At 65.4% G+C, this 8,145-nt stretch carries 6 protein-coding genes and 1 tRNA gene; 6 read left to right on the top strand and 1 reads right to left on the bottom strand.

The genetic code is table 11. The annotated features are described in order from the left end of the window. From JNN06_RS05910 to JNN06_RS05930, 5 genes are all read left to right on the top strand, one after another. Positions 1-2,925, top strand: a 2,925-nt coding sequence (locus tag JNN06_RS05910) for an efflux RND transporter permease subunit (RefSeq protein WP_291238670.1), incomplete at its 5' end; no start/stop codon positions are given. Positions 2,926-3,026: 101 nt separating this feature from the next. Beyond that, positions 3,027-3,665, top strand: a complete 639-nt coding sequence (locus JNN06_RS05915) for a TetR/AcrR family transcriptional regulator (RefSeq protein ID WP_291238671.1) — start codon at positions 3,027-3,029, stop codon at positions 3,663-3,665. Between the two features lie 12 nt (positions 3,666-3,677). Continuing rightward, positions 3,678-4,658, top strand: coding sequence for an MDR family oxidoreductase (locus tag JNN06_RS05920; protein WP_291238672.1), 981 nt, complete (start codon positions 3,678-3,680; stop codon positions 4,656-4,658). Between the two features lie 10 nt (positions 4,659-4,668). Continuing rightward, positions 4,669-5,238, top strand: coding sequence for a peroxidase-related enzyme (locus JNN06_RS05925; RefSeq protein WP_291238673.1), 570 nt, complete (start codon positions 4,669-4,671; stop codon positions 5,236-5,238). Positions 5,239-5,340: 102 nt separating this feature from the next. Beyond that, positions 5,341-5,895, top strand: coding sequence for a peptidoglycan-binding domain-containing protein (locus JNN06_RS05930; protein WP_291238674.1), 555 nt, complete (start codon positions 5,341-5,343; stop codon positions 5,893-5,895). 239 nt (positions 5,896-6,134) lie between these two features. Here the strand turns inward: JNN06_RS05930 and JNN06_RS05935 are convergent, their stop codons facing one another. Then, on the bottom strand, positions 6,135-7,169 hold the full coding sequence (locus JNN06_RS05935; protein WP_291238675.1) for a LacI family DNA-binding transcriptional regulator: 1,035 nt from the start codon (positions 7,167-7,169) through the stop codon (positions 6,135-6,137). A 254-nt stretch (positions 7,170-7,423) separates the two neighbouring features. On the opposite strand from JNN06_RS05935, the gene JNN06_RS05940 reads away from it, so the two are divergent. Beyond that, positions 7,424-7,500 (top strand) — tRNA-Arg (locus JNN06_RS05940). Positions 7,501-8,145 lie beyond the last annotated feature (645 nt).

Here is an 8,145-nt window from a genome sequence, read left to right on the forward strand (position 1 = left end):
CTGGATGGCCTGCGCTACATCAACTCCACCACCACCTCGACCGGATCGGCGCAGATCACGCTGACCTTCCGCATGGGCACGGACCCGGACATTGCGCAGGTGCAGGTGCAGAACAAGCTGGCGCAGGCCGAGGCGGGCTTGCCGGAAGTGGTGGCGCGGCAAGGCGTGACGGTGGAAAAATCGGCCACCGGCTTTCTGATGGTGGCCGGGCTGGTCTCGGACGATGGCGCGCGCAGCGATATTGATCTGGCCGACTATATGTCCTCTTACCTTGTGGAGCCGATCTCGCGGCTGGAGGGCGTGGGCAAGGTGCAGGTGTTCGGGTCGGAATATGCCATGCGCATCTGGCTCGACCCGCAAAAGCTCAAATATTACAACCTGTCGCCTTCGGCGGTGGTGGCGGCGATTTCGGCGCAGAATGCGCAGATCTCGGCCGGGTCTTTTGGCGCGATGCCGGCGCCGGAGGGCCAGCAACTGAATGCCACGATCACCGCGCAATCGCTGCTGAAAACCCCGGAGGATTTCGAGCGCATCGTGCTGCGCGCCGATACCGATGGCGGCCTCGTGCTGCTGCGCGATGTGGCGCGGGCCGAACTGGGCACGGAAAACTATGAAATCGCGGGCTTTTACAACGGCAAGCCCGCCGCCGCGCTGGCGGTGCAGCTGGCCTCGGGCGCCAATGCGCTGGAGACGGCGGAGCTGGTGAATGCCCGCATCGCCGAGCTGGCGCGCGATTTTCCCGCCGGGGTCAGCTATGTGGTGCCCTATGACACCACGCCTTTCGTGCTGATCTCGATCGAGGCGGTGATCGAGACGCTGATCGAGGCCATTGTGCTGGTCTTCATCGTGATGCTGGTGTTTTTGCACAATTTCCGCGCCACGCTGATCCCCACCATGGCGGTGCCGGTGGTGCTGCTGGGCACCTTTGGCATCATGGCCGCCTTGGGCTTTTCGATCAACACGCTGACCATGCTGGCCATGGTACTGGCGATTGGCCTTCTGGTCGATGACGCCATCGTGGTGGTGGAAAATGTCGAGCGGATCATGGCCGAGGAGGGGCTTGGCCCCAAGGAAGCCACCGAGAAGTCGATGGATGAGATTTCCGGCGCCTTGGTCGGCATTGCGCTGGTGGTTTCGGCCGTGTTCGTGCCGATGGCCTTTTTCGGCGGCGCGACCGGCGAGATGTATAAACAATTTGCCGTAACGATTGTTTCGGCCATGGGGCTTTCGGTCATGGTGGCGCTGATCTTCACGCCTGCGCTTTGCGCGACGCTGCTGAAACCCCATGCGCATCATGGGGCGAAGCGGCAGGGCGTGCTCGCGCGGCTGGGCAATGGTTTCTCGGACCGGTTCGAGCGGGTGTTCGGCGCGCTGACCCGCGCCTATGCGGCAGGGGTGCGCAAGGTGACGGCGGGGCCGCTGCGGATGCTGGCGGTTTATGGGCTGATCGTGGCGGGGATGGGCTGGCTGTTCGTCTCCACGCCGACATCGTTCCTCCCCGATGAGGATCAGGGCGCGCTGTTTTCCATGGTGCAACTGCCCTCGGGTGCGACGGCAGAGGCGACCGAGGGCGTGTTGCGCAAGGTCGAGGGCTATTGGCTGCAAGGCGAGGCGGCGGTGGTGGATTCGGTGTTCTCGGTCCGCGGGTTCTCGTTCAGCGGGCAGGGGCAGAACATGGCGATGAGCTTTGTGAAGCTGAAGGATTGGTCGGCGCGCACCACGCCCGAGACCGGCGGCGGCGCGGTGGCGCAGCGCGCCTTCGGGCCGCTGTTCTTTGGCATCAACGAGGCGACGGTGGTGCCCTTTGCACCGCCGGCCATGCTGGAACTGGGCACCTCCAACGGGTTCTCGGCCTATCTGACGGCGACGGGTGGCAAGAGCCATGCCGAGCTTCTGGAGGCGCGCAACATGCTGCTGGGCATGGCCGCGCAAAACCCGGTGCTGACGGCGGTGCGCCCCGGCGGGGTGGAGGATGCGCCGCAATTCCGGCTGAACATTGATTGGGCCAAGGCGGGCGCCGTGGGTGTGACGGCGGCGGATGTCGGCACGTTTTTGAACACGGTCTGGTCCAGCGCCTATGTGAACGATTTTCTGTATGAGGGCCGGGTGAAGCGGGTCTTTGTGCAGGGCGAGCCTGCGGCGCGCTCCACCCCCGAGGATCTGGCGCAATGGCGGGTGCAGAATGCGAATGGCGAGTTTGTCGATTTCTCAACCTTTGCCACCTATGACTGGGTTTATGGCCCGCAGCAGGTGACCCGCTATAACGCCTTGGCGGCCATGGGGATTGATGGTTCGGCGGCGCCGGGCTTCACCTCGGGCGATGCGATTGCGGCGATGGAGGATTTGGCCGCGCAACTGCCGCCGGGTTTCCGGCTGGAATGGACCGGCATGTCGCTGGAGGAGAAAGAGGCGGGCGCCGGGGCGATGGCGCTGTATGGGCTGGCGCTGGCAGCGGTGTTCCTGTGCCTGGCGGCGCTGTATGAAAGCTGGACGATCCCGGTGGCGGTGCTGCTGGCGATGCCGGTTGGCATTTTGGGCGCGCTGATCGGGGCCTGGATCGGCGGGCAGTCGAACGGGGTTTACTTTCAGGTCGGGCTGCTGACCGTGGTGGGGCTGACCGGCAAGAACGGCATCATGATCGTGGAATTCGCCCGCGAGCGGATGCAGAAGATGGGCGAAGGCGCGGTGCAGGCGGTGTGCGAGGCGGCGCGGCTGCGCTTCCGCCCGATCCTGATGACCTCGCTGGCCTTTGGTCTGGGCGTGGTGCCGCTGGTGCTGTCCTCCGGGGCCGGGGCGGGTGCGCGCGAGGCCATCGGCTATGCCACGCTGTTTGGCACGATTACCGGCACGACGCTGGCGATTTTCTTCGTGCCGGTGTTCTTTGTGCTGATCAACCGGTGGTTCGGCGGGCGCAAGGCGGCCTGAGCCTCGTTTGCGTGATCTGGAAAGGCCCGGCGCAGCGATGCGGCCCGGGCCTTTTTCTTTGGGTCTTGCAATTTAATAGACGGTCGGTCTAATAATTCGACATGAGCGATCTTGCCCCCCTGCCCCGCAAGCGCGGCCGCCCGCGCCTGGACCCTGCCACCCCCGGCCATGCCCGCGAGGGCTTGCTGCGGGCGGGGGTGGCGCTGCTGACGGAAAAGGGGTTCAGCGCGGTCGGGCTGGAGGAGATGCTGGCGGCGGCGGCGATGCCGAAGGGCAGTTTCTACCGTTACTTCCCCAGCAAGGAGGCCTTTGGCCTTGCGCTGATCGACCGCTATGACGGCTATTTCCAGCGCAAGCTGCGGCGGCATCTGGAGGCGGCGGAGCGGGCGCCGCTGGACCGGCTGGCCGATTTCATCGCCGATGCGCGCGACGGCATGGCGCGGCACGGCTTTGCGCGCGGCTGTCTGGTGGGCAATCTGGGGCAGGAAATGGGCGTGCTGCCCGAAAGTTTCCGCGCCCGGATCATCGCGGTTTTTGCCGAATGGGAGGCGCTGCTGGCGCGCTGTCTGGCCGAGGCGCGGCTGACAGGGCAGTTGATGGGGCATGACCCTGAGGCGCTGGCCGCGTTTTTCTGGATCGGCTGGGAGGGCGCGGTGCTGCGCGCCAAGCTGGAGCGCAGCCCGGCCCCGCTTGATGCTTTCGCCGCCGGGTTCTTCCGGCTGATTTCCCCTTCTGTTTGAAAGGCTTCCCTGATGCGCGGCATTCTGATCACCAAGGACGACAGCGGCCAAAGCGCCGCCCTGACCGAGATCGCCGAGAGCGATCTGCCGGAGGGCGATGTGACGGTGCGGGTGGAATGCTCCACCCTCAATTACAAGGATGCGCTGGCGATCACCGGCAAGGGGCCGGTGGTGCGGCGCTTTCCGATGGTGCCGGGCATTGATCTGGCGGGGGTGGTGGAAAGCTCGGGCAGCGCCGAGTTCCGCCCCGGTGACCGGGTGGTGCTGAATGGCTGGGGCGTGGGCGAGGGCCATTGGGGCGGTTTGGCGGAAAAGGCGCGGCTGAAGGCGGAATGGCTGATCCCGCTGGAGCCCGCCTTCAGCGCCGAACAGGCCATGGCGATCGGCACAGCGGGCTATACCGCGATGCTGTGTGTGCTGGCGCTGGAGCGGCAGGGCCTGCGCCCCGAGGCGGGCGAGGTGCTGGTGACGGGGGCTGCGGGCGGTGTGGGCAGCGTGGCGGTCGCGGTGCTGGCGAAGCTGGGCTACAGCGTGGTGGCGCTGACCGGGCGGGCCGAGGAAGCCGATTACCTCACCCATCTGGGTGCCGCCCGCATTCTGGAGCGCGAGGCGCTGAGCGCACCGGGCAAGCCGCTCGCGCGCGAGCAATGGGCGGGCGCGGTGGATGTGGTGGGCGGTCAGGTGCTGGCCAATGTCTGCGCCGGGATGAAATATCGCGGCGTGGTCACGGCCTGCGGTCTGGCGGGGGGCATGGGCTTTCCGGCGACGGTGGCGCCCTTCATCCTGCGCGGGGTGACGCTGGTGGGGATTGACAGTGTGATGGCGCCGAAGGCCGAGCGGATCGCGGCCTGGCGGCGGCTGGCGCAGGATCTGGACCCAGGCTTGCTGGCAACCATGACCCGGCGCATCACCTTGGAGGAGGCGCCGCAAGTGGCGGAAGACCTGATCGCGGGCCGGGTGCGCGGCCGGGTGATCGTGCCGGTTCAGGGCTGAGGGGCGGAAGATGGAACATCCGATCAGCCGCTTTCCGGTGCCGGAGCTGGACAGCCTGCCCGAAGACATCCGCGCCCGTATTCTGGCGGTGCAGGAGAAATCGGGCTTCATCCCCAATGTCTTTCTGGTGCTGGCCCATCGCCCCGACGAGTTCCGCGCCTTCTTTGCCTATCACGATGCGCTGATGGAGAAGCCCGGCGGGCTGAGCAAGGCCGAGCGCGAGATGATCGTGGTGGCGACCTCGGCGCTGAACCAGTGCCAATATTGCGTGATCGCGCATGGCGCCATTCTGCGCATCCGGGCGAAAGACCCGCTGATCGCGGATCAGGTGGCGACGAATTACCGCAAGGCCGACATTACCGACCGGCAAAAGGCGATGATCGACTTTGCGGTGAAGGTCTCGCAGCGGGCGCAGGAGGTGGGCGAGGCCGATCTGGCGGTGCTGGCAGGCCATGGCTTCACCGAGGCGGATGCCTGGGACATTGCGGCGATTGCCGCGTTTTTCGGCATGTCGAACCGGCTGGCCAATGTGACGAATATGCGCCCGAACCCCGAGTTTTATGGGCTGGGGCGGGGCTGATATGGGATAACAGCGCGGCGATTTTGCCTTTCAGGGCCCCCGGAGCGCATCTGGGGGCATCTTCCGTGCGGCGCTGGTGCCGCCGATCTGAAAGGAAACGACATGCTGCCCGCTGTCATGACGATGAAACCCGCCCCGCTGCGCAAGCTGATGAAGGGGGCGATGGTGGCGCTGACCGCGCTGTCGCTGGCGCTGCCTGCCAGCCCGGCGCTGGCTCTGGGCAAGAACGAGCGCAATGTGTTGAAGGGCATCGCGGGGGCGGTGCTGCTGGGGGCGATCATTCAGGATGCGAACCGGCGCGGGCAGAGGCCGCAGCCCTATCCGCAGCCGCAGCCCTATCCCTATCCGCAGCCCTACCCCTATCCCCAGCCGGTCTATCCGCAACCCGTGTATCCGCGCCCGCAGCCGCAACCGGGTTGGCAGCAAAGCATCTACAGCACGCCCGCGGCGCAGGCCTTCCGCGCCTATGGCAGCCGCGACCGGGTGCGCCTGCAACAGCATCTGGCGGCGCGGGGCTATTATCGCGGCGGCATCGACGGCGCCTTTGGCCCCGGCACTTACAATGCGATTGTGGCCTATGCCAATGATCGCGGCGAGGGGCGGCTGCTCGGCTCGGTGGCCGGGGTGTATCAGGTGCTGGGCACGCTGGGGTATTGAGGCAGGAATGGCCGAGACGGCCTCGGGCGGATCAGGAAACGCAGCGCGTTTCCCCGCCCGCGTGACCGCTGTTCAGCAAGACCTTTTACGCGCAAGACCGACAGGCCCGCGCCCGCCCGGTGGGTGCGAAGCACCCGCCCCCCGCAGGGCGGGCGCTGGCCGGTGGCTTCGGGCCACCGGCCCGATGCGGCAACGGTGCCACATGACCTCGGCGATGGCCTCGGCCATTTGCCAAGCCCTCAAACCTTGCGGATGGTATCGCCCGGTTGCAGCGTCGGGAACAGCTCGATCCGCTCGCCGCCGATCACGCCCGAGGGGCGCTTGCCGGCGATGATCTCGGCGGCGTGGATGCCGATCTCGCGGCGGCAGGCGTCCATGGTGGCCAGACGGCGCGGCAGACCGTCCAGCAGCTCCACCCCGTTGAAGCCCGCCAGCCCGACGCGGCCCGGCACGTCGATCCCGTTGGCAAGGCACCACAAAAGGCCGCCTGCCCCGATCATATCGTTGGAATAATACAGGAAATCCAGCTCGGGCGAGCGGCGCAGAATCGCCTCGGTCATCTCGCGGCCCTTCAAGAGCGCCGACCCGCCCGCGTAATATTCCTCATCGGTCAGGGCCAGACCCGCGCGGGCGAGGCCCTCCTTGAAGCCCTCCAGCCGCTTGCGGGCGCGGTGGTCATCGGGCATCTTGGTGCCCAGAAAGCCGATCTTGCGATAGCCCGCCGCCACGATGGCCTCGGCCATTTGCAGCCCGGCGCGGCGATGCGAGATGCCCACGGCGCTGTCCACCGGATCGCCGTCAATATCCATGATCTCGACGATGGGAATGCCCGCGCTGTCCAGCATGGCCTGCGCCGCCGGGCTGTGTTCCAGCCCCGCGATGATGACGCCGGAGGGGCGCCAGCTGAGCATCTCATACAGCACGGATTCCTCACGCTCCGGGCTGTAATTGGTAATGCCGACAACGGGTTGCAGCCCGGTATCCTCCAGCGTCTCGGAGATGCCCATCATGACTTCGGGGAAGACCATATTGGACATCGAGGGGATGATGACGCCCACGAGGTTCACCCGCTGCGAGGCCAGCGCGCCCGCGATCTTGTTGGGCACATAGCCCAGGGCCCGCGCCGCTTGCAGCACCTTTTCGCGGGTCGCATCGGACACATCGCCCCGGTTGCGCAAGACCCGGCTGACCGTCATCTCGCTCACGCCCGACGCCTCGGACACATCGCGAAGCGTGAGGGTGCGGCGGGGATCGGGAACGGGGGGTCTGGTCACGGGCTGGGTCTCTCCTTGGGCGCTGTTTTCATTGTTAGCGCCAAAGTAAAGCCTTGTCCAAGGGCAGATGACATGCTATGTTAGCGCTATCAGGAGATCCAGCGCGCCCGCAAGCTCTCAACCGGCGCGACGGACCCGCAGGGGAGGCGGTGGGCCAAATTTCGCCTCCCCTGCATCTTGATCCTTCATGACCGGACCCATGCGGAATCTGTTGCGCCCGCCGCGATTTCCCCGCATTTAGGGCGGGCTGGTGAGGCTCCGTGGCTCAACTGGATAGAGCAGCCCCCTCCTAAGGGGCAGGTTACAGGTTCAAGTCCTGTCGGAGTCGCCAGCTAACCGCTGATAATAAAATGATTTTCTGCGCCAGCGAGCAAGGCCGCGCTGCGCCGATGCACGAAAAAGCGTGAACATACGCGTACAAACCGAAGGCTTTCGTACAAATCCCGTACAGCCCAGCCCTAGTTTGTTCCGCCATGATGGCCAGATCAGCTACCATGAACCGCAAGATACGCCTGCCGCACGCGTTCCAACGCCTCGGCGATGGTCGCAACATATCCATGCGCGGAACCGCAGGTCCATGACCAGCGCAACTCGGGCAGCATGTTCGGCGCATAGTAAACGCGACCAACCGGGCGCCGGTTGAACAGCACTTGCCTGTCGTCAGGGTCACCTGCCCCACATATGATCGTCTTCCGATGCGTCCACATGGCGAGAACACAAAGAGAACACTTGCGGCGTGGTCAAGGATTCTGTTGTGCCGACCGACTGCAATCGGCGCAAAATAATACACACTATAAAACACATTTCACTTGCACCCGCCCGTTAAGGTGTGTATATATGTACTCAGAAAGGAGGGGCGATGGAGCTACAAACCAACTCAACCAAGCTCCTGAAAGTTCTGAAAGACGCAGGCTTTGAGGAAGTGTCGCAGCGCGGTTCACACCTCAAACTAGGGAGACAGGACAGTGATCCTACC

It is taken from the genome of Gemmobacter sp. (assembly GCF_016792925.1).
In the GTDB taxonomy this organism is placed as follows: Bacteria; Pseudomonadota; Alphaproteobacteria; order Rhodobacterales; family Rhodobacteraceae; genus Gemmobacter.